General features: G+C 65.6%; 22 protein-coding genes and 1 pseudogene. 11 read left to right on the top strand and 12 right to left on the bottom strand.

Translation table 11 applies throughout. The features are described 5' to 3' along the window. Nucleotides 1-14: 14 nt before the first annotated feature. Entirely contained in the window at nt 15-629 is a 615-nt protein-coding gene (locus AB0M74_RS16400; protein ID WP_366527062.1) for a TetR/AcrR family transcriptional regulator, read from the bottom strand. Between the two features lie 435 nt (nt 630-1064). Here AB0M74_RS16400 and AB0M74_RS16405 point away from each other — a divergent pair, with 435 nt between their 5' ends. Beyond that, nucleotides 1065-1958, top strand: a complete 894-nt coding sequence (locus AB0M74_RS16405) for a hypothetical protein (protein WP_366527063.1) — start codon at nt 1065-1067, stop codon at nt 1956-1958. A 103-nt stretch (nt 1959-2061) separates the two neighbouring features. On the opposite strand, the gene AB0M74_RS16410 is transcribed toward AB0M74_RS16405, so the two are convergent. Together AB0M74_RS16410 and AB0M74_RS16415 are read right to left on the bottom strand one after the other, a co-directional pair. After that, a complete protein-coding gene (locus AB0M74_RS16410; RefSeq protein ID WP_366527064.1) occupies nt 2062-2445 on the bottom strand; it encodes a DUF6401 family natural product biosynthesis protein in 384 nt (127 codons plus the stop codon). Between the two features lie 192 nt (nt 2446-2637). Further along, entirely contained in the window at nt 2638-3813 is a 1176-nt protein-coding gene (locus AB0M74_RS16415; RefSeq protein ID WP_366527065.1) for an acyl-CoA dehydrogenase family protein, read from the bottom strand. A 405-nt stretch (nt 3814-4218) separates the two neighbouring features. Here AB0M74_RS16415 and AB0M74_RS16420 point away from each other — a divergent pair, with 405 nt between their 5' ends. Continuing rightward, nucleotides 4219-4788, top strand: a complete 570-nt coding sequence (locus tag AB0M74_RS16420; protein WP_366527066.1) for a hypothetical protein — start codon at nt 4219-4221, stop codon at nt 4786-4788. Here the strand turns inward: AB0M74_RS16420 and AB0M74_RS16425 are convergent. Continuing rightward, nucleotides 4758-5024, bottom strand: a complete 267-nt coding sequence (locus AB0M74_RS16425) for a hypothetical protein (protein ID WP_366527067.1) — start codon at nt 5022-5024, stop codon at nt 4758-4760. The two genes, AB0M74_RS16420 and AB0M74_RS16425, sit on opposite strands and share 31 nt — an antisense overlap. A gap of 34 nt (nt 5025-5058) precedes the next feature. On the opposite strand from AB0M74_RS16425, the pseudogene AB0M74_RS16430 reads away from it, so the two are divergent. Continuing rightward, nucleotides 5059-5263, top strand: a pseudogene (locus tag AB0M74_RS16430) (type II toxin-antitoxin system RelE/ParE family toxin); the annotation flags it as partial. A gap of 13 nt (nt 5264-5276) precedes the next feature. On the opposite strand, the gene AB0M74_RS16435 reads toward AB0M74_RS16430, so the two are convergent. The 3 genes from AB0M74_RS16435 to AB0M74_RS16445 are packed head-to-tail and all read right to left on the bottom strand — an operon-like array spanning nt 5277 to nt 6465. Beyond that, entirely contained in the window at nt 5277-5555 is a 279-nt protein-coding gene (locus AB0M74_RS16435) for a hypothetical protein (protein WP_366527068.1), read from the bottom strand. A 32-nt stretch (nt 5556-5587) separates the two neighbouring features. Further along, on the bottom strand, nt 5588-6187 hold the full coding sequence (locus tag AB0M74_RS16440) for a hypothetical protein (RefSeq protein ID WP_366527069.1): 600 nt from the start codon (nt 6185-6187) through the stop codon (nt 5588-5590). Continuing rightward, a complete protein-coding gene (locus AB0M74_RS16445; RefSeq protein WP_366527070.1) occupies nt 6184-6465 on the bottom strand; it encodes a hypothetical protein in 282 nt (93 codons plus the stop codon). The genes AB0M74_RS16440 and AB0M74_RS16445 overlap by 4 nt, the downstream gene beginning before the upstream one ends. A 699-nt stretch (nt 6466-7164) precedes the next feature. Between AB0M74_RS16445 and AB0M74_RS16450 the strand changes: the two genes are divergently transcribed. Continuing rightward, the gene (locus AB0M74_RS16450; RefSeq protein ID WP_366527071.1) at nt 7165-8310 is read left to right on the top strand and encodes a cystathionine gamma-synthase; all 1146 of its coding nucleotides are present in this window, start codon (nt 7165-7167) and stop codon (nt 8308-8310) included. 115 nt (nt 8311-8425) lie between these two features. Here the strand turns inward: AB0M74_RS16450 and greA are convergent, their stop codons facing one another. Next, on the bottom strand, nt 8426-8920 hold the full coding sequence (greA, locus tag AB0M74_RS16455) for a transcription elongation factor GreA (protein WP_328405951.1): 495 nt from the start codon (nt 8918-8920) through the stop codon (nt 8426-8428). Nucleotides 8921-9236: 316 nt separating this feature from the next. Then, nucleotides 9237-9692, bottom strand: coding sequence for a DUF4307 domain-containing protein (locus AB0M74_RS16460; protein WP_366527072.1), 456 nt, complete (start codon nt 9690-9692; stop codon nt 9237-9239). Between the two features lie 105 nt (nt 9693-9797). On the opposite strand from AB0M74_RS16460, the gene mca reads away from it, so the two are divergent. From mca to AB0M74_RS16485, 5 genes are all read left to right on the top strand, one after another. Next, nucleotides 9798-10676, top strand: coding sequence for a mycothiol conjugate amidase Mca (gene mca, locus AB0M74_RS16465; protein ID WP_366527073.1), 879 nt, complete (start codon nt 9798-9800; stop codon nt 10674-10676). Beyond that, nucleotides 10676-10957, top strand: a complete 282-nt coding sequence (locus AB0M74_RS16470; protein WP_366527074.1) for a hypothetical protein — start codon at nt 10676-10678, stop codon at nt 10955-10957. The genes mca and AB0M74_RS16470 overlap by 1 nt, the downstream gene beginning before the upstream one ends. A gap of 143 nt (nt 10958-11100) precedes the next feature. Next, nucleotides 11101-11475 carry a hypothetical protein gene (locus AB0M74_RS16475; RefSeq protein WP_366527075.1) on the top strand — a complete coding sequence of 125 codons (375 nt, stop codon included), beginning with the start codon at nt 11101-11103 and terminating at the stop codon, nt 11473-11475. A gap of 241 nt (nt 11476-11716) precedes the next feature. Next, entirely contained in the window at nt 11717-12256 is a 540-nt protein-coding gene (locus tag AB0M74_RS16480) for a DoxX family protein (RefSeq protein WP_366527076.1), read from the top strand. A 177-nt stretch (nt 12257-12433) separates the two neighbouring features. After that, on the top strand, nt 12434-12997 hold the full coding sequence (locus tag AB0M74_RS16485) for a TIGR03086 family metal-binding protein (RefSeq protein WP_366527077.1): 564 nt from the start codon (nt 12434-12436) through the stop codon (nt 12995-12997). A 126-nt stretch (nt 12998-13123) separates the two neighbouring features. Here AB0M74_RS16485 and AB0M74_RS16490 read toward each other — a convergent pair whose 3' ends face one another. Further along, nucleotides 13124-13699 carry a GyrI-like domain-containing protein gene (locus tag AB0M74_RS16490; protein WP_366527078.1) on the bottom strand — a complete coding sequence of 192 codons (576 nt, stop codon included), beginning with the start codon at nt 13697-13699 and terminating at the stop codon, nt 13124-13126. A gap of 143 nt (nt 13700-13842) precedes the next feature. Between AB0M74_RS16490 and AB0M74_RS16495 the strand changes: the two genes are divergently transcribed. Then, nucleotides 13843-14745 carry a serine hydrolase gene (locus tag AB0M74_RS16495; protein ID WP_366527079.1) on the top strand — a complete coding sequence of 301 codons (903 nt, stop codon included), beginning with the start codon at nt 13843-13845 and terminating at the stop codon, nt 14743-14745. Here the strand turns inward: AB0M74_RS16495 and AB0M74_RS16500 are convergent. Together AB0M74_RS16500 and AB0M74_RS16505 are read right to left on the bottom strand one after the other, a co-directional pair. Next, a complete protein-coding gene (locus AB0M74_RS16500) occupies nt 14697-15647 on the bottom strand; it encodes a LysR substrate-binding domain-containing protein (RefSeq protein WP_366527080.1) in 951 nt (316 codons plus the stop codon). The two genes, AB0M74_RS16495 and AB0M74_RS16500, sit on opposite strands and share 49 nt — an antisense overlap. A 429-nt stretch (nt 15648-16076) precedes the next feature. Further along, nucleotides 16077-16589 carry a hypothetical protein gene (locus tag AB0M74_RS16505; RefSeq protein WP_366527081.1) on the bottom strand — a complete coding sequence of 171 codons (513 nt, stop codon included), beginning with the start codon at nt 16587-16589 and terminating at the stop codon, nt 16077-16079. A 1257-nt stretch (nt 16590-17846) separates the two neighbouring features. Between AB0M74_RS16505 and AB0M74_RS16510 the strand changes: the two genes are divergently transcribed. Next, nucleotides 17847-19991 (top strand): thioredoxin domain-containing protein, encoded by a 2145-nt coding sequence (locus tag AB0M74_RS16510; protein WP_366527082.1) that lies wholly within the window; start codon nt 17847-17849, stop codon nt 19989-19991. Nucleotides 19992-19997: the final 6 nt, after the last annotated feature.

Raw genomic sequence — 19997 nt, forward strand, 5'->3', positions numbered from 1 at the left:
GCTTCCTCGCGCCGTCACTCGGTTGATCCGATGTCCTGTACCAGGCCGACACCGTCGGCCCACATATCCACTGCGCGATCCAGCAGCCTGCGTCTGCTGTCGCCGCCCGGGTCGTTGGCCAGTTGTTGATCGACGAGTCCGGCCAGGAGGGCGAACCAGATCTCGATATCGCCGCGATCAGTGACGCCGATGTTCGCGAGGAGATCGAGGCCCCGGTGCAGCACTCGCACGGACGCCGCATACGACTCCGGCGACGGCACGAAGCCGGGAATGGTCCGCTGGTTCATCAGCTGGTAGCGCGTCAGATCGACGACCGCGAAGTCGAAGAAGTCTCGGGACAGCGCCCGCATTTTTGCTCGGGGCGATGCGGGCAGCTGCGCGATCGCGCGCTGGGACACGCGCTCGTACTCCTGCCAGGCCTGTCCGAACATCGCGTCGTAGATGGCGTTCTTCGAAGCGAAGTGGGTGTAGAGCGAGGGGGCCCGCATGCCGACCCGACTTGCCACTGCGCGCAGCGTCAGCTGAGGGAGGCCGTGTTCCCGTGCCAACTCCCAGGCGACCTCCAGGATTTCCTGCCGAGTCGCCTCACGCCGTTCGGCTTGCCTATTGCGAGTAGTTTCACCTAACACAGTTAGAAGTGTGATCCAGTTCACATTGAATGTCAATAGTGCGCAACCGTGCGGATCGGCCGCCGAGGTGGGGCCTCGGCAGTGGATCCGCGGGTTGCGGGGCATCTCGGCGCGCGGCTTCGAGTGCGTCGTAGGGGCCGAGGGGTTGGGTACAGCGCGGTGCCGTCGTCTGCCCGAGGGTTACGCATCGAATGGGTGTGCGGTGTTCCGCGGCGGGCCGCCATGTTCGGGTGTGCGTCGAACAATCCAGCAATCGATGCGAACTTTTCGTTCGGCGAATTCGTGGTGGCGGCGAGGGGTGACATTCGCGGCGGTAATTTAGTTCGGCAAATTGTTCGCAAATCAATGATTCCGATGCTGGAGCCGGGGTATAACCGGCCTGGAAGCCGTCCTGGCAAATCGTCAGGGCGCAATCGGATAGCGAAGGGAAGGGCCGTGCATACCTCCAGTTTGGCTATCGATTTCCAGCAAGGGTTCTCGGACGCGTGGAGTTCCGTCGCCACGTTCGTCCCCAAGCTGGCCGGATTCCTCGTCGTCCTGCTGATCGGGTGGATCGTTGCGAAAGCGTTCGCGGCGATCGTGAATCGTGTGCTCGACCGGGTCGGCTTCGACCGGCTCGTCGAGCGGGGCGGGATCAAGCAAATACTGTCGCGCAGCCGCTATGACGCCTCGGATCTACTGGCGAAGCTGACGTACTACGCGATCCTGCTTATCGCGCTACAGCTCGGATTCGGCGTATTCGGGCCGAACCCGGTCAGCGATATGTTGAACGGAATCGTCTCCTGGTTGCCGAAGGCCGCGGTCTCGATTGTCATCGTGGTGATCGCGGGGGCGATCGCGCACGCCGTACGTGACATCGTCACGGATATGCTCGGCGGCCTGTCCTATGGCCCGATGCTCGGCCGGTGCGCCGCGGTGTTCATCTGGGGCATCGGCATCATCGCGGCACTGAATCAGATCGGGGTGGCGACCTCGGTCACCACGCCGCTCCTGATCGCCGTCCTCGCCACCGTCGGCGGCATTCTGGTGGTCGGTGTCGGCGGCGGCATGGTCCGTCCGATGCAGCGGCGCTGGGACAGCTGGCTCACCGACCTCGAAGACGAGATGCTCGCGGTGAAGGGGCATGCGGAGGCATACAACCGTGGCCGCGAGGATGCCTCGCGCGAGCAGCTGTGGATGGACCAGCAGGCCGCCCGTGGACAGCAGTGGCAGCCGGAGCCGTCGGATGAGTCGTATTCGCAGGGCGGGTATTCGCAGGGCGGGTATTCGAACGGCGGGCATCCGCAGAGCGGCTATTCGCAGTACGGCGATCCGCGCGACATGCGATAGGCCGCCGCCACCGAGTTGACCACAATGTCCGCCGCGGGCCGATTCGGTTCGCGGCGGACGTGCGTCATGGGATCGCGCCTTACGGATCGGATTCGGTACGAGGTCAGGCGAGTCGGTGGGTGGCGTGCAGGCAGACCCCGGCCAAGCGCAACTGAAACCAGTCGGCGTTCGCCCAGTCTGCAGGCGTACCGGGCGTGCGCAATTCGCCTGCGTCCTGACCGCCTGCCGCTCGGAAACTGCTTTCCCGGACATGATCGAGCAGCCCTCTGGCATAACCGGCGAGCAGCACGCTCTCCGGAACTTTCGCGGAGTCTTCGACGCCGAGGTCGAGAATGTCGCGGACGGCGGCGGAATGCTGATCCAGCGCCGCTGACAACGCGGGCGATGTCGCGGCCGCGGCAAGCGCCGGTACCCCGTGCGTCTTGTGCAGGCGGGTCAAAGTCCTTCGCGCCGACACTTCGAGCAACGCGGGGCCGAGCAAAAACACCTCATTATGCTAACTCTTCCGCCCGTTGGGCTTCCTTTCCCGTCGCGGCGGCCGCGGCAGACAAGCGTCACATCGCCGGCCGAGTTTTGCCTTTCCCTGACCGGTTGCCATGTCCTCGCGAAATCACTCGGCTGGTCGTGAGTCGACTATCGAAGGCGACTCGTGCCGGCACATACGTGGCATTTTCGATTCTCAGCGAAACGCGTTTGCGTCGGTCAGGGCTTTGCCGAGCACCAGTTGGTGGACCTCCGCCGTGCCCTCATAAGTGAGCACCGACTCGAGGTTGTTCGCATGACGCAACACCGGATAGTCCAGCGTGATGCCGTTGGCACCCAGAATGGTGCGGCATTCGCGGGCAATCGCGATGGCTTCCCTGGTGCTGTTCAGCTTGCCCGCGCTGATCTGTTCCTGGCTCACCACACCCTGGTCCTTCAACCGGCCCAGATGCAGTGCGAGCAGCTGGCCCTTGCCGAACTCCAGCGCCATATCCGCCAGCTTCGCCTGGGTCAACTGGTAGGCGGCCAATGGCTTGTCGAAGACTTCCCTGGTCCTCGCGTATTCGATAGTCGCGGCCAGGCAGTCCCGGGCCGCGCCGAGCGCACCGAAGACGATGCCGAAACGGGCTTCGCTCAGGCAGGCCAGCGGGGAGCTCAACCCGCGTGACTGTGGCAGCAAGGCATCGGCGGGCAACCGGACATCGCTGAAGTCCAGTTCCGCGGTGATCGAGGCGCGCAGCGACAGCTTGCGATGCATCTCCCGCGCGTTGAACCCGGGCGTGTCCGCAGCTACCAGGAATCCGCGAACCACCTGTTTGCCCTCGTCCTCGGTCTGGGCCCAGACCACCGCGACATCGGCCACCGAGCCATTGGTGATCCACATCTTCGATCCGTTGAGCACCCAGTCGGCGCCATCGCGCTTGGCGCGGGTCCGCATGCCACCGGGGTTGGAGCCGAAGTCGGGTTCGGTGAGCCCGAAACAGCCGAGTGCGCGGCCCGCCGCCATCTCGGGCAGCCACTGCTGCTTCTGCTCCTCGGATCCGAACTTGTGGATCGCCGTCATCGCCAGTGACCCCTGCACCGACACCATGCTGCGCACCCCCGAGTCGACGGCTTCGAGCTCCTGGCAGGCGAGCCCATAGGTGGTCGCCGACATCCCCGCGCACCCGTAACCGTCCAGATGCATACCGAGCAGTCCGAGCTTGCCCAGTTCAGGGGCGATCTCGCGGGCCGGAAAGGTGCCCGCTTCGAACCAGTCCGCGATGTGCGGTCGCAGCCGCCGGTTCGCGAAGGCCGCGACGGTATTGCGGATCTCGCGCTCCTCGTCGGTCAACAGGGCATCGATCGCGAACAGTTCTTCGACAGTCACCATGGCCTCAGCCTAATTCGGATCGGTGGTACCGAGACCGACCTCGCTCCGACCCCAGGCACATCGCCCGTCGACCCGGTGGTGTGGTTGCCCTCGCGATCCGATACAGCCATATGCGGACGCTGATCACCGCGGGCTCTGCCGCTCGTCACCGCGGGCTCCGCCGCTCGTCAGCGCGGTGGCATCCACCAACTCCTGGACCTGGAGACCGCAACGACGGCGCATGCATTGGCCCTCTTCGACCTCGCGCCCTGACTGTCGCCAGCGCTTGTCGGTTGTCGTAGTGCCCGCCTACCTGCACGATCACCGCATCACCGACGACGTGAACCGACCACCACCGAATGGCGCAGAACAATTCGCGTGTCAGAGCCGATACTCGGGTGACGGGTGCTTCCATGAAGCATGGACGTGACACAAGAACAGGACCTCGCCAACCTCCGGCCCGGCCAGTATGTCGAAGTCACCGTCAAGGTGCCTTCGATCAGCACGCCCACATGGGAATACAGCGGCAAATTCGCCCGCGTCGATTTCAGTGCCAGGATTCTGGTGCTGACCGTTACCTATCGGACCCAGGTCTACCGAGTTCTGGTCAATGACCAATCAGAGAGCCACATAGTCACCGAGGAACAGACCTACCGCCTCGATGACATCATCTCCGCACGGTACGCCCGGCCGGCTGGACCGCCACCCCCGCCACCGCCGCCGGTCGATCTGCCGGTCTTCCAGGGGTCGACCGACGATATCTATCGGTACGCTCCCGATCCCTCTGGCCTGCCCGACGGGGATCACCCCCACGCACAATTCGCGAACATCTACTGGGCCGTCGTCGCACAGACCTACCTGTACCTGCGCGATCCATGCCCGCCCGGCTTCATCTTCGATATCGACTCCTGCACGGTCACGCTGCCCGAAGACGGTAGGACCGAGGCACCGTGGATCTTCGAGGGCTATTGCGCCTCCGGCAGGTACACAGGCTGACCGCCCGAGGGTGCCCGGACAGCTTCATCAGCACCGGCGTGGACGCGCCCTTGTTCGCAGCGATCGCGAGTGCCGCAGCCAGCGCAAGGTATATCCGGCTCCAGGACCAGCAGCGCCACATTCGTGTCCGCGCCGAAGTCGGCGATCAAGCGGTTCAACACTATGCCGTAGCCGCGGCGGGTGTTCGTCGCCGGGATCGTGTCGAGGAACACCTTCACCGCGTCGGCCAGGCGCACGCCGGCCGGCGGTGTCGGCAGGCTCGAAACCTAGGCCGAGGAATACCTGCGCGAACTCCAACACGCTATCGAGCGCGTCGTCGCGAACCCGCGGCTATCGGCAGGCCTGCGATGAGCTCCGCCCCGGCTATCTCGAACTCGCCGCCGGATCACGTGTGCTGTTGGACCGGGTGACCGCCGACGGTGTTGTCGATGTTGTGCGCGTTCTGGATCGGCGCATGGATGTCGACCTGCACCTCTGCCCTAGCTCACCTAGCGGAACTTGCGCCGTCGCGAGGACTCGGATTTTTTGGGGAGCCATGCCGCAACCGCTGTGGGTGGCAGGCGTAGTTCGACCCAGTTGTTGTGGTTGCTGCCGTCGTCATCGTCTGGGATGGCGTCGGCGACGAGCCAGCCGGTATCGCTGATCTGTGTGATATCCGCGACCGGGATCCCCTCGACCACATCGAGGGTGATGCCGCGAAGTATTGGCGGCAGCGCTCCGAGGGCTTGCCGTGTGAGGTACAGGCGCCCAACCGATTCCGTCGTCATACTGCCCGACAGTAGGCGGTACCTCCGACATCTCACCTGCCGCTGCGAACAGCCCGTTGGCGGCCGCGCTGTCGATATGCCCGTTGTCGGCAGGCGTTGCTGCAGAAGATCCGTGCCCGACCACGGGTGGATTCCTCGACTTCGGGCAGCGGGCACGGGCACATCCGGCATCGCTCTGCCATGAACGGCCCTACCTCGGTCCACCCATGAAATCGGCACTGGAGTCGTAAGGCCGCTCTGGCCTTTTCGCGGGTTTGCTGGATGAAACGCTCGAACTCGTCGGGATCGACCAGAGCCCCCTCGTTCTGCCCGGTGTCTGCTATACCTCCCACCAACTCGAGTACGCGACGGAATCGCCATTGGATGTTCTCCAGCGTCTCCCGTCGTGTTTCGGCGATGAGCAGCAGCGACTTCCCGCTGAGAACGTCTTCGAACAGGTCGGCGTCGTGCGCCTCGGCGCTGTACCTCCAGGCGGTTGGTCGCCCGTCTACGGCGGGATTCAGGTCGACGGTGCCCTCATCGGCAAGATCTCGGAGGGCGCTGAGCACTGTGGAGTAGAACTCGGTGGCCACAGCGGATGCGATGACCTTGTTCTCGACCGGGCCACCGGTGCGAGTGCGACGCTTGGTCACGCGGCCTCCTCCTCGCTGTCCGCCCCTTTGCCCTGCCCGGGATCTGGGTCGCTCTGACAGAAATGATCGGCACCGCGAGCGGTGGCAGCTTTGTCGGACTTCGAATTGTGGAACCCGAAAGCTGAGGTGAACGAATCGAAGATCTTCGGGACATCGTTGTGGTCGGCCCGGCACAGGGCAATCACGGTCACGAGGGTGACGGCGCCGAGAAATACGGTCGCTGGAAACACACCGGCCGCCGCGGACTCTGCGACCGCGGAAAGGATAGTGGTGAGCACAGTGCCTCCGGATACGAAAAAAGCCCCCGGCGGATGCCGAGGGCTTGGTCGATGAGCTTGGGGTTGAACGAAAAAGGCCCCAAGTCGCTTGACTGGGGCCGTGGATACAGGTGTCCTGCTGCAGCGGAAGGCTAGCAGATCCGACAGAACATGCGAAAAACGTAGCTGAACAGGGCCGGTCTCATTGCGAAAGTCTTCGTCGATTTTCGTAACGCGCTGCGCCCCTGGATCAACGGGCCGAGCAACCCTCGAGTACGGACCATCACCAGCGGGTAGACATCGCTACTGGCTTCCCCGGCGAGGACGGAGACCCGGAGTTCGGCGTCGCGGCCGCCCAACTCGGTGCCACCGGTGTCGCCGTGCGTATAGGAGTTGAGGAACAAATCCGCCCAATCCGGCGCTAAGGAGTCATCGCAGATAGCCGCGGCCTATGCGCGATAACTTGACCGTCGAACTGACCTCGCCGGGTCAGGTCTGGCGGGCTGGCGATTTCAGCTCCGGCGGATAAGTGGGTGATCGCCTCACAGGCCGCGGGCAAGAATCTCTACGTGACTCCCATCAACCGTTGCACTGTGGACCCCGGGCCGCGGCCGTCTGCCGCCGTTGGCGGACGGGCGGTGGGGACAGGCCGTCCGATATACGCAGTAAGAGGCCGCACCAGCCAGTTGCTCATAATTCACCGCCATCTAGGCTGGGGCCATGAGTGAGTTGGGATTCTCTACACGGGCCGTGCACGCCGGATTCGATCCCGATCCGCGGACCGGCGCGGTGAACGTGCCCATCTTCGCGAGTTCGACGTTTGCCCAGGACGGGGTGGGCGGGCTGCGCGACGGTTACGAGTACGGCAGGACCGGCAACCCGACCAGGACCGTGCTCGAGGCCAACCTCGCCGCGCTCGAGTCGGGCCGCTTCGGACGGGCATTCGCCTCCGGCATGGCCGCGACCGACTGTGCACTGCGCGCCACGCTGCGGCCCGGCGACCACATCGTCATTCCCGACGATGCCTACGGCGGCACCTTCCGGCTGATCGACAAGGTGTTCAGCCAGTGGGGCATCGAACACTCGCCCGCCCACGTGTTCAATGTCGACGAGATGCGTGCCGCGATCCGTCCGAACACCAAATTGGTCTGGATCGAGACTCCGACCAACCCGCTGCTCAGCATCGGCGATATCCCCGCACTGGCCGAGGTCGCGCACACGGCGGGCGCGAAGCTGGTGGTGGACAACACCTTTGCGACGCCGTACCTACAGCAGCCGCTGCTGCTCGGCGCCGACATCGTCACGCATTCGACCACCAAGTACCTCGGCGGGCACTCCGACGTGGTCGGTGGCGCGCTGATCACCAACGACCCGGAACTCGACGCGGCATTCGCCTTCCTGCAGAACGGTGCGGGCGCGGTGCCCGGCCCGTTCGACGCCTTCCTCACCCTGCGTGGCACCAAGACCCTCGCGTTGCGGATGGATCGGCACTGCGACAACGCGGAGGCTATCGCCGAGTTCCTCACCAGGCACCCCGCGATCTCACAGGTCATCTACCCAGGACTGGCCGAACATCCCGGCCACTTCATCGCCGACAAGCAGATGAAGCGCTTCGGCGGCATGATCTCGGTGCGGCTGCACGGCGGCCCGGACGCGGCGCGCGACTTCTGCTCGCGGACCAAGATTTTCACCCTGGCCGAATCGCTCGGTGGCGTGGAATCGCTGATCGAGCACCCGGCCGCGATGACGCACGCGTCCACCGAGGGCTCCGATCTCGAGGTGCCCGCCGATCTGGTGCGGCTTTCGGCCGGTATCGAAGACATCAGCGACCTGATCGCCGATGTCGAGCAGGCACTCGCCGGCTGAGGTATCGGACATGACGAAGCGGCCGCATCCGGAGTCGGGTGCGGCCGCTTGCGTTCGGGGGAGAGCGTGGTTGCGCTATCCGAGGAGGCCGGGCGCAATGCCTCGGCCGGATGCGTCAGCTGTGGTAGGGCTCCGCGCTGACCAGCGTCACCTTCATGGTGTTGCCGTTGGGCAGCGTGTACTCACGGGTCTCGCCGACCTTGGCGTCGATCAACGCGCCGCCGAGCGGCGAGGCGGGCGAGTAGGTCTCCAGTTTGGAGTCGTTCAAACCCTCTTCGCGAGTCGCGATCAGGAAGGTCTCGGTGTCGGACTCGTCGCCGTCGTAGTAGACCTTGACGACCGAACCCGGGAGCGCGACGCCTGCCTTCGTCGGTGCGACGCCGACCTTGGCGTTGTTCAGCAGTTCCTGCAGCTGGCGGATGCGCGCCTCCTGCTGGCCCTGCTCCTCACGAGCGGCGTGGTATCCACCGTTCTCCTTGAGGTCGCCCTCTTCACGGCGTTCATTGATCTCGGCAGCGATGACGGGACGATTGGCAATGAGCGCGTCGAGCTCACCCTTGAGCCTGTCGTGCGACTCCGGGGTCAGCCAAGTCACTTGCGTCTCAGTCATCTCGATCACTCCCTAGTAGTTGTTCCCGGCAGGCCGGGATTCCCTGATAACCGCTGCAGTGCCCACAGGGGGCGGGCACGCACCAGCCGACGGCTAGTGCCATCCTGGGGAAGTTCGTCGAACCCCGACAGGCCTCTGTTCCGGGCAAATACGAAAATCCGGAACCGACAGCGCTGGCCGCCAATGCAGCAAACACGGCTCCGAGCCCCGGAACCGTGTATTAAGCCATTTTAGCATGAATCATAAACATGCAGGTCGGAGTTTGTTTTGCCCTGGCTGGGGTAAAGGTCGCCCGCGCCGAGGTACGCCGAGGTACTCAGCCTGCGCGAAGGTACTCCGGAACTCGATCGCTGCACGCGTAGATGCTGCCCGCGGAGGCGCGCGCGGAGGAACGCACGGTCGTGGACAGCTCGATCGTGCCGCTGTCGGACGGCTCTACCAGGACCTCGCGGCGGCCGACCTCGGTGCCGTCCTTGTCCATGGCCCGCACGAAACACACCACCGGCCGCTGCGGGTCGTCGCGGGTGATCTTCATCCGGACGGTCAGCGTCGAGTCGTCCACCACGACGTAGCCGAGCTGCTCGGCCTCGATGTCCTTCGGGCCGTATTTCTGCCATCCGAGGTAGGCGACACCCAGCCCGAGCAGCACGACGACCACGCCGAGAACCGGTGGAATCCAGCGCGGCCTGTGGCGTGGCGCGGTGCCGTAGCGGTCGGCGCGCCGCTCGATGGCCGCATCGCCACCGGTGGATTCCGGCGCAGGCTCGGTCATGAGTGGTCGCTCCCGGGGGGTACGTCGGAACAAAAGTCTGTCGAATGGAACTATAGGGAACGAAGCCCAAGCACCCGCGAGCGAGAGCGATGAGGTGAACGAGACGTGAGTGGCCTTCGCCTCATGGCGGTCCATGCCCACCCTGACGACGAATCGAGCAAGGGTGCCGCGACGACCGCACGCTATGCCGACGAAGGAAACGAGGTCCTTGTTGTCACGCTGACCGGCGGCGAACGCGGCAGCATCCTCAATCCCGCGATGGATATCCCCGGCGTGCTCGACCGGATCGATGAGGTCAGGCGCGAGGAGATGGCCGCGGCGGCCGCCGCGCTCGGTGTGCGTCAGACCTGGCTGGGATTCGTCGATTCGGGTCTGCCCGAGGGCGATCCGATGCCGCCGCTGCCGGAGGGCTGCTTCGCGCTCGTTCCGCTGGAAGAGGCCACCGAGGCGCTGGTGCGGGTGGTGCGGGAGTTCAAGCCGCACGTGATCACGACCTATGACGAGACCGGTGGTTACCCGCATCCGGATCACATCCGGTGCCATCAAGTGTCGGTGGCCGCGTTCGAAGCCTCGGGTGACCCGGAGCGGTTCCCCGATGCCGGCGAGCCGTGGACGCCGCTGAAGCTGTACTACGACCACGGGTTCAGCCTGCAGCGAATGGAGGCGTTCGCCGCGGAGTTCGCGCGGATCGGCGAACCGTTCCCGATGCAGGAGTGGCTGGATCGGATTCGCAAGTTCGCCGTCGAGCGCGGTGATGTGATGTCGCGGGTCACCACGCAGATCGAATGCGCCAAATACTTCCCGCAGCGCGACGACGCGCTGCGCGCGCACGCGACCCAGATCGACCCGAACGGCGCTTTCTTCGCGATTCCGCTGGAGATGCAGCAACGGGTGTGGCCCACCGAGGAATTCGAGCTGGCCAAGACCAAGGTGCGCACCGCGATCCCCGAGAACGACCTGTTCGCAGGCATCGAGGATCTGTGATGCTCGCCCTGCTCGCGCAGACTCCTGGCACTCCTACCGGGCCAGAGTTCGGTAAGGCGTCGCCGCTCGGGCTCGTCATCATCCTGATCCTGCTCGCAGGCACGGTGTTGCTGGTGCGCTCGATGAACCGGCACTTGAAGAATCTGCCCCCAACCTTCGAACCGGAGCATCCCGAGCCGGATCAGGAGGCGGACGAAGGCACCGAGCCCGGTATCACCCGGCGGGTGTCCGAGGATGCCACCGAGGTCTCCGAGCCCGACGGCAAAGCCGACAAAGCCTGAGGTTTTCTGCCTGTCACAACGACCGTCCGCACCCCGCAGGCGGTCGTTGTGACATTCGCAGGTCCTATTTCGTCGTGTGTAGTCGCGGCACGAGCCACCACACCCGTGCCTCGGCGACGCCGAGGCACGCCTCGTTAGCGGGGTTGGATGCGATCGAGAGCCCCATCGCCGACAAGCGCGCCGTCCTGCCGGTGGCGAGTCTCGGCGACGTCACCGCCGAACCGACCGACCCGAGTCCGTCGCTCGCACGCGGCGAACTGCTCACCGATCTCGGTGACGCCGTGATCAAGACGCTGCTGAACGTACCCGTCGCACCGCTGGTCGATATTCAGATCGGCCACCTCGGCGGCGCACTGGCCGAGGCCACCGCGGACAGGGGCGCCCGCGGCCAGTCATCGAGCCCTACCTGCTGTCCGTGCTCGGCCTCGGACTGCCGCATCTGGAGACGGCCGTCGAGGCCGGGCGCACCGAGATCGTCGACGCTATCGGCGGTCATATCAGGCGGGCTCGGGCCCTAAACCTTCCTCGGTCCCGAGGAAGGTGCGGCGGCCGCGTTCGACGCGTCGACATTGGCGCGCCTCGGCGAGGTCGAGCGGGTCCGGGACCGCACGGCGTAATTCGCGCCAACTATCCGGTGCTCGGAGAGCGCTGTCGCGCTTAATGATTCGTAGGGCGCGCATCGTGACCCGTGGCCTGCCTATCGGTTGTCCATTGCGAAGACATCGTCGTTCTATCAACAGGGTCGCTGAGAGTAATGGCATGACAATCACAGCAAACGCCCCAGCCACCTCGACCGCCACCACTACCGGCTCGAATCGAGTCACTACCTTCGTCAACGCCGTCGCGGGCGAAACCCTCCCATCGCGGGTACGTTTCACCGCTTTCGCCGTCGCCACCGGCGCGGTCCTCACCGAATCGGTGGTCGGTTCCTACTGGGATCTGGCCCGAACCCAATACGTCGTCGATACTTTCGACGACCTGCAGTACCCGATGTATTTCGCCACCATCCTCGGCGTCTCCAAGCTCGCCGCCGTCGCGGCCGCGGTGGTTCCCGGATTCCCCCGGCTCAAGGAATGGGCTTATGCGGGACTGACTTTCGTCTATGTCGGTGCGGCGGCGTCGCACCTGGCGATCGGTGACCCGGCTCCGAAGTGGATCTCGCCCCTGGTGTTCGCCGGCTTGACCTTCGTGTCGTGGTCGTTGCGCCGGCCCGCACAGCGCGACCCGGAGTCGCTGCCGAAGGTGGCACTGCGTTTCGAGGCGCTCGTCGGCCGTTCGGGTCGGACCGAGCAGGTCTGATCGGTTGCCCGAGACAGCGCGGAACGCGGCGGCTCCGTCCCGAGGTGCCCCGCGTTCTCGCAGGCCGAATTCGGCCGTGGCGACAGATTTTCGACGCGCGGCCTCTGCGCTGGTCGCGGTTTGAATGTCGGTGCGGTGTGCTACTCATTCAGCGAACCCACAACCGAAGGATGACAGATGGATTCTGTGATCGACCAGATCGACCGCGCTCTGGACATGACGGGGGCGATCGTCGCAACGGTGGACGACGACCGGCTGGTCGCTCCGACGCCGTGCCGGGAATGGGATGTGCGTGCGGTGCTCGATCATGTCGTCGGCGGTATGCACCTGTTCGCCGCCGCGTTGACCGGGATGGATGCGGGGGCCGAGCACGAAGACGACTGGCTGGGCATTGATCCGCGAGCGGCGTACGCCGCGGCGGCGGAGGTGGACCGGGCGGCCTGGCATCGGCCGGACGTGCTGACCGCGACGGTGCACATCTCGATGGGCGATCTGCCGGGCTCCGCGGCGGCGATGGTCCATCTCACCGAGCTGGTGGTGCACGGTGTCGACATCGCGCTCGCAGTGCACCGGCCCGATCTCGCCGACGACGAGTTGTGTGCCGAATTGCTCGCCGCGATGCAGGCGATGGGCGGCATCGATGGCTTCCGCAAGCCGGGCATGTTCGACGCCGAGGTACCGGTCGCCGCCGACGCGCCCGCTCATCAGCGGCTGCTCGGCTACGTCGGCAGGACGTGGTGACCGCGGTGCTCGGGCACGAACGTGCCCGACCGGCCTTGCGGCCACATCGGCGTATCGAGCGCACCGGTGAGCGTCCAGGCCCGAGCGGTCTTCCGATGAGCAATCACAGCGTCGGCGAGATGACGATCAGGTAGCGCTCGGTCGGGCGTCGATGCGGCGAACCGGGTGGCGCAGAATGGTTTTGGTGCTCGCGGCCGGGGTCTTGCGTGGATCGGATAAATAGATTTCGTGATGGAGGCCGTTCATCGTCAGGCCTTCGGCGGTCATGAACGATTCCATGCGGGCGAGGGTCTCGGGTTCGGTCGAGTAGGGGCCGACGTGCAGCACCTGGATCGCGTCGCCTTCGGTGATCGACTCGAAGCTCGCGCCCGACACCATGTCCGCGGTGACGGGGTCGGGCATGCGGATCATCAGTTTCCAGTGCCACTGCTCGCGTGGCACCGTGAGTGGTGGTTCGTCGGATTCCACCCACCACTGGCCCTCCAGCTTCGGTACGACGAAATCCGCCGCGGCGGACTTGGCGATCTTCTTCGCACCGTAGGCGGCGCGATACAGCGCGGCGACGGCGTCGAGGTACGCCGGGCTCTCCGGTGCGCCGGAGCCGGTGACCGTCACATAGTTGTAGGCGTCGAACGTGCGCAGCGCGGGATCGCGCGGTGCGTCGTAGTAGTGCCTGTCGGTCTTGGCCAGATCGATCTTCACCGGTTGTCCTCCTGTCGGATTGCCTGTCGGTGGCCAGCGTGGACCCTCCAACGGCGGGAGAGTCAAGTCGCCGGTTCGATACCTCGTTCGAATGGCGCGGGCGGGTTGCCGCGCAGCCGGGTCGACGGTGAATGCTGGCAGTCGTGGACGAGTTCTTCCGGAAGGTCGGTGTGCGAGGCTGGATGCACGCCAGGTGTTTCGACTGCGGTGGTGAAGTGGGCTCGGGCGCCGACGAGCCGGTGGTACTGGCATCGGTGGTCAAGGTGCCGCTGGTATTGGAGTTCGCCCGCCAGGTCGCCGTGGGTCAGTTGGATCCGACCGATCGGGTCCGTGCGGCCGCACGGGACCGTCTCGGCGGTGTCGGCACGGCGGGATGCCTGGACGATGTCGAGCTGAGTTTGCGCGACGCCGCGTTCTTCGCCCTCGCGCTCAGCGACAACACCGCGGCCGATCTGCTGTTCGATCGGGTCGGCCTCGACAATGTGCGCTCGCTCGTGCGCGAGCTCGGCCTCACCGCCACCCGGATCGTCGGATCGCCACGGCACATCGTGCAGACCATGGCCGAGGACATCGGAGCCCGCGACCCGATCGACTTCGCCGCACGGTTTCCCGCGCTGAGTGCCGCAGAGGTCCTCGGTACCCGCGCCCTGGATCCGCTGCGGACCACCGCGAGCACGCCGCGCGAAATGACCGAGCTGCTCACGCTCATCGGGGCGGATCGCGCCGGTACCGCGGAGACCTGCCGGTGGGTGCGTGATCTCATGCGTCAACAGGCCAACTGGCACCGGCTCGCCGCGGCGTTTGCACCCGAGGTGCGGCTCTGGGCCAAGACCGGTACCCTGCCCGGCGTCCGCAACGAGATCGGCGTCGTCGAATATCCTGGCGGCAGTCGCTACGCCGTGGCGGTATTCACCAGGGCCGACACCCTCGAGCAGCGGCTACCCGAGGTGGACCGCGCGATCGGTGTGGCGGCGAAGCACGCGATCGAGAACATTGTTCACGGCCTGCCGTACACCACATTCCACGGGCGCTGCGGTACTTCCTGAACAGGTGCGGGACGGGAAGCTCCGTCGCCCTGCACCACATTCGCAACCAGCTCGGCGAGTTCACGCACCCGCGGATGCGGTGCCGCAGCGGGCCATGCCAGCGACAGTCGCCAGCTCAATGTTCCTTCCGGCAGAGGACGCCAGACCACCCGCGGTTCCTTTTGCGCCACCATGCCCTGGTCGAACGCCACGCCGCGGCCGGAAAGCACCATGCCGAGTACGAACTCGGGATTGCGGGCGTGCTGCACCGAGGTCGGCCGGAAACCGTGGTCCCAGCAGGTGCGCAGTGTCGCGTCGTACAGCCCGGGCGCCGCGGCTCTCGGAAAGATCACCAGTCCATGCCCGGCCAGGTCGGCGAGGGTGAGTGAGGAACACATGGCCAGCGGTGAATCTCGCGGTAGCACCACGCCGAGGGGTGTGTCCACCGCCGGTCCTGTTTCGAGGCCGATCATGTCGACCGGATGCTGCAACAGACCGGCGTCGAGTTGCCGGTCGGCGAGCAATCGGACCTGCTCGGCAGTGGACAGCTCCTGCAGGTCGACCCGGATGTCACGGCTCTCGAATGCGGTCAGCACGGCGGCAAGCACCCGCCCGGCCAGCTCGGGCGGCACCCCGACGCGCAATGCGTCGATCTCGCCCCGATGTGCTTTGCCGACGAGCGCCGTCGTTCGCTCCCAGCGCGCGAGCAGATCGCGGGATTCGGCGAGCAGGATCTGCCCGGCCTCGGTGAGCGCTACCCGGCGGCTGTCGCGATCGAACAGTCGCGCGCCGAGATCGGCCTCGAGTTTGCGGATCCGCTGACTCAACGGCGGCTGGGCGATGCCCAGGCGCTCCGCCGCGCGTCCGAAATGCAGTTCTTCGGCGACGGCGATGAAGTACCGCAGTTGGCGTAGGGGGTCCACGTTGCGACGATATCGCTGTCGGCGCTCAGCTCACGCGCAGCGGGCGGTGAGCTCCCGAGTGAGCAGGTTCGTCTGGGTCGATCGCGGACGACCTTTCACGCGGTGACCGGTCACACTCCGGCTGGGAGGCTTCGAGGCGGGGCGAATCGCGCTCCCGGACATGCTCGGCGGCGGCATCGACCTCCCCGCACCGCCGCTGGACCAGCGGATCCCGAGCGGTTGCTGCCCGATGTGGCCTCAGTGTGCACCGCCGCGGCCGCGTGGAGACCTGCCCCGGTAGTCGGCTCTCGATGCGACCGGCGGCATCGACGGCCCGGTACGCACCGTCAGCCCCGAGGCTGACGGTGCGTGGATACCGACATCATCCGAGGCCGACGGAGGCTGCCGGTCGATATGCCCGCAGACAACCGAATACCCTCCGGACCACCATCATTTCAACTGGCCGTACGGAACGGTGTAGCTCTGCTCACCCAGGCTTCGCCAACCGGCCTCGGATGGTGCCAGGGACGAACCGGTCCTGGTGCGGTCTTCGGGCCACGGCTCTCTCAGATGAATCTGTATGTCATCTTGCAGAATTCGCGCCAGCTCCATCGCGAAACCTTCCGCCGAGGTGCTGACCGATTCGCTCGGATCGAGGGCGGCCGAAGTGCCCGCGTCCGGTACCGCGACACTCACCCATGCATTCGGTGTCGACCGTCCGATCTCCTCATGGAACTCCTGCCAGTCATCGGGATACTCGGTTTCGACCCGCGTCCGCATTCCAAGGGAACTCTCGATGTCGGCCGCGAGGAGGCGCGCGCCTCTGACTGCTTCTTCTATGTCCACGATCCCATTCTCTCGCTCTGTCATGGTTGAGTGGCGTGAGGTAGATTTTTGAATCTTGCGTCTTGTGAAGTGCGTCAACATGAATGATGTCCCCGCTTTTCCAGAGGTATTTCCCATTGGAATAGCGCGGCTGCCCGAAATGGAGCATGTCGTCCTTGTTCGCGGATTGTGTTGCCGTAATAGGTTTACCACTGACGAACATTTTTGACAGTCATACTTTCCTGGCCTGTGGCCGAGGTCGTTGATGAACCACCACCAAGAGTAATAGTCGATTGGATCACTCTCATAGGGCCTGATCTCGGATTTAACGCTACCCAATTGGTTACCAACTGAAAGTCGGTGCAAGGCGGCGGAGCTGCCGCCGCAATCGCTGCGGATGCCACTTCTCCTGCCGCAAAAACCGGCCACCAGCGTCAGCGCAACCAGTCATCGCTTATAACTCGCGCGGGGTAGATTCTTGGAACGCGCCGATTCCGGTATTTTGCTGATTCCTCCCTCAGGATATGATTTTTGCCGGGTCTGTCGCGGGGCTCGGTGGTCGACGATATATAATCGGGCATGCAGCGACGGCCTTCCGGGAACGGTTCATAGCGAGTTCCTATTTGTTGGTTGTCGACGCGAACAGCTGCAGGTTTCGTGTAGCTCGGGTGTCAGGGAGTTGCGAGCTCCCTGACGCCGGATTTCGACGAAACCTCGACTGCCCGGGGTGCAACCCCGTAGCGCGAGACCCTTTCTGGGATCTGTTGTGTTCTATACGGTTTGACGCCGTAGGCGCGGGATCGGTTCCATCGATCTCGAACATTTTCATCGTTTCGAGGCGCTACTGTTCGGTTACCTTCACCTGAGCGTGCCAGCCGGGGTGGATGCGGGTTCAGCCGCTGGGCGGACGCATCCAGGGCGGCACCGGCAATCGCCGACCGCCTACGGGGTTTCGGGTTGCGCGCGCCGGATCTCCTCCAGCTCGACAGGTCGATCGCTGCGACTGAGCGCAGGGGTGTCCGGCACTTGGTCGGCAAGGTTGCCTACCGCGACCGCACCGGTTCCAGCCGGCGAGGGCTTCATCGACATCGATCAGGTCGAACTGCCAGATCTGGATGGTGCATTCCGGGACACAGGCCGATTCACTTCCACGACCGGGCGATCACCGGGCATGAAAGCGGACGGCGGTACCACTCGGAGCGATGATGCTGAGGGAGCCGCGATTCGCTGTCTACCCCGTCATGTGCTGGGGCACTACTCTGCATGTGATGGCCCACTGGTCTGCGGGTGTGTTGGCAGAGCAAATTTTGCCATTCTGGCAAGTCGGCGTCTCGCAGGCCGACGCGAATGGGTGGAGCAAGTTGTGAGCCGGCGCGATACAGGAGGTTGATGGGTGTGAACCAATTGGAAAGTGCGACATCGCCTTACCTGCGTCAGCATGCCGACAATCCGGTCGATTGGCGGGAGTGGGACGCTGATGCCTTGGCGGAGGCGTCGGCCAGGGATGTGCCGATTCTGTTGTCGGTAGGGTACGCGAGCTGCCACTGGTGCCATGTGATGGCGCACGAGTCCTTCGAGGACGAGGCAACCGCCGCCCTGATGAACGCGAACTTCGTGTGCGTGAAGGTGGACCGGGAAGAACGGCCCGATCTGGACGCGGTCTACATGAACGCCACCGTCGCCATGACCGGCCAGGGCGGCTGGCCGATGACGTGCTTCCTCACCGCGGACGGTGAACCGTTCTACTGCGGCACCTACTACCCGAAGCTGCCCCGTGGCGGCATGCCGTCGTTCACCCAACTGCTCACTGCGATCACCGACACCTGGCTCAACCGGCGCGACGAGGTGAACAAGGCGTCCGCGCAGGTGACCGAGGCGCTGCGGGCGCAGGCGGCGGGGCTGCCCGGCGGCGATCTCAGCATTACCGCCGAACTGCTCGATCACGCGGTAGCCGCGGTGCTGCGCGAGGTGGACGATAAGCACGGCGGTTTCGGCGGTGCGCCGAAGTTTCCGCCGTCGGCGCTGCTGGAGGGGTTGTTGCGGAGCTGGGAGCGCACCGGCGATCCCGCGGTGTTCGAGGCGGTATCCCACACCGCGGAAGCGATGGCCCGTGGCGGCATATACGACCAGCTGCGCGGCGGCTTCGCGCGCTATTCCGTCGACGATGCCTGGCTGGTACCGCATTTCGAGAAGATGCTCTACGACAACGCCCAATTGCTGCGCGCCTACGCGCATCTAGCGCGCCGGACAGGATCGGCATCGGGCGAAGCCGCCCTCGCGTCGCCGCTCGCCCTGCGTATCACGGAGGAGACCGCAGGCTTCCTGCTCGATGATCTCGGCACCGAACAGGGCGGTTTCGCCTCCGCGCTGGATGCCGACACTCACCTGGAACCGGGCGGTCCGGGGGTCGAGGGCGCCACCTATGTGTGGACACCCGCCCAGCTGATCGGCGAGCTCGGACCGACCGACGGCGCCTGGGCCGCAGAGGTTTTCGGAGTAACCACCGCGGGCAACTTCGAGCAGGGCACCTCGATCCTCACCCGATACACCGATCCCGACGCCATCAAAGCCACGGGGCCTGTCGATCCGGATGCGCCGGCCCGTTTCGAGCGCATTCGGACCGTGCTGCGCGACGCGCGCGCCCGCCGCCCGCAGCCCGCCCGCGACGACAAGGTGGTGACCGCATGGAACGGGATGGCGATCACCGCGCTCGCCGAAGCGGGAGCCGCGCACGGGCGCCCCGATTGGATCGCGGCCGCGGCGCGTTGCGCAGGCTATCTGCTCGCGCAGCACGTCGTCGATGACCGGGTGCTGCGCGCCTCGCTCGGTGGCGTCGCCGGAACGGCGCCCGGGGTGCTGGAGGACTACGCGTGGCTGGCTGTCGCGCTGCTCGCCCTGCACCAAGCCACTGGTGAACCGAATTGGCTCGCCGACGCACAACGCCTGCTGGACAAGGCCATCGAGCACTTCGCCGACCCGGCGGCGCCGGGCAGCTGGTTCGACACCGCCGACGATGCGGAAACGCTCGTCACCCGCCCGCGTGACCCGATCGACGGCGCTACCCCGGCGGGCGCCTCCGCGCTTGCCGAAGCACTCCTGACCGCGAGCGCCGCAAGCGATCCGGCCCGCGCGGTGCGCTACCGCGAGCTGGCCGACCAGACCCTCGCCCGAGGCGCGGTGGTGCTCGCTCGCGCACCGCGCTCGGCCGGGCAATGGTTGACAGTCGCCGAGGCGGCGCTGCGTGGTCCGCTTCAGGTTGCGATCGTCGGTCCGAGCGGTGCCTATCCCGGCGGCAGTGAACTGGCGCTCGCTGCGCCGGGCGAGGCCGAGTTCCAGGAAGAGCGGAGATTGCTGTCGGCCGCACGAAAATCGGCACCCGGCGGCTCGATAATCGTTGCGGGCGAACCGGACTCGGTGCCGCTGCTGGCCGACCGCCCTCTGGTCGACGGCGCGGCCGCTGTATACGTGTGTCGCGGCTCGGTCTGTGACCTCCCGGTCAGCGGCGTTGCGGACGTGCACGCGGCTCTGGGCAGGCAGTGAGGGAAG

Origin of the sequence: Nocardia sp. NPDC051463 (genome assembly GCF_040681975.1) — a bacterium.
GTDB lineage: Bacteria > Actinomycetota > Actinomycetes > Mycobacteriales > Mycobacteriaceae > Nocardia.